This is a genomic window from Neisseria sp. P0021.S007, assembly GCF_051956855.1.
Genome location: NZ_JBQCXA010000058.1, coordinates 1 through 1470, shown reverse-complemented (window position 1 = coordinate 1470; position 1470 = coordinate 1). Strand labels below are relative to the sequence as shown.

Here is a 1470-nt window from a genome sequence, read left to right as displayed (position 1 = left end):
CGGAAGAAGCTTGGTTGAGTTTTTCTTGCAGGTTTTGCAATACGTTTTCGTTGCTGAAATCGACGCCTTGGGAGTTCAGACGGCCTTTGCCATACAAATCGCGCGGCAGAGGCAATGCCGGATGCAGATGGATGCCTTGTTCGGCGATGGTGTCGAACGGGCTCTTAATCAGGCGGTCGATGCTGATGTTTTCGTCAACGATTTGGTTCACGAAAGAAGAGTTCGCACCGTTTTCCAACAGGCGGCGTACCAAGTAGGCGAGCAGGGTTTCGTGTGTGCCGACCGGGGCATACACGCGTACGCGGCGACCTAAGTTTTGCGGGCCGACCACTTGGTCGTACAGGGTTTCGCCCATGCCGTGCAGACATTGGTGTTCGAAGTCTTTGCCTTTACCCATTTGGTAGATTGCGCCCAAGGTGTAGGCGTTGTGGGTGGCAAATTGTGGGAACACGGCATCTTGCGCATCCAAGAGTTTGCGTGCGCAGGCGAGGTAGGAGATGTCGGTGTGGACTTTACGGGTGTAAGTCGGATAGCCTTCCATGCCGTCTACTTGAGCCCATTTCACTTCGCTGTCCCAGTATGCGCCTTTCACCAAACGGATCATCAGTTTTTGGTTGTTGCGGCGGGCCAGGTCGATCAGATAGTCGATAACAAACGGGCAACGTTTTTGGTAGGCCTGAACAACGAAACCGATACCTTTGTAGCCTGCCAAGTCAGGATCGGAAACCAACGCTTCCATCAAGTCCAAAGACAATTCGAGACGGTTGGCTTCTTCGGCGTCGATGTTGATACCGATATCGTATTTTTTACCCAAAAGGAACAATTCTTTCAGGCGTGGCAGCAGTTCGTTCATCACGCGTTCGTGTTGGGCGCGTGAGTAGCGTGGGTGGATGGCGGAAAGTTTGACGGAGATACCGTTGCCTTCGTAAACGCCTTGGCCAGCGGCATCTTTACCGATGGCGTGAATGGCTTGAACGTAGTCGTTGTAGTAGCGGTTGGCATCTTCTTCGGTGTATGCGGCTTCACCCAACATATCGAAAGAGAAGCGGTAACCCATTTTCTCGCGCTCTTTACCGTTTTGCAGCGCTTCTTCAATGGTTTGACCGGTGACGAACTGTTTGCCCAGCAGGCGCATGGCGTAGTTAACGCCTTGACGGATCAGAGGGGCGCCGCCTTTGCTGATCAGACGGCTCAATGCGGAACTCATCTGTTTGTCGTTTGTCGCGGTCAGTTTGCCGGTAATCAGCAGACCCCATGCGGCCGCGTTAACGAAGAGGGAAGGGCTGTTGTTCAAGTGGCTTTTCCAGTTGCCTTCAGAGATTTTGTCGGCAATCAGGCGGTCACGGGTGGCATTGTCCGGAATGCGCAGCAGGGCTTCAGCCAGACACATCAGTGCAACACCTTCTTCACTGGAGAGGGAGAACTCGTGCATCAAGGCATCTACACCGCTGGCTTTGGTACGGCTGGCAC

Annotated in this window: 1 protein-coding gene; it reads right to left on the bottom strand. The window is 53.5% G+C overall.

The genetic code is table 11. The features are described from left to right. On the bottom strand, positions 1–1470 hold a 1470-nt coding region (locus tag ACTHUR_RS11035), incomplete at both ends, for a proline dehydrogenase family protein (protein ID WP_440398599.1).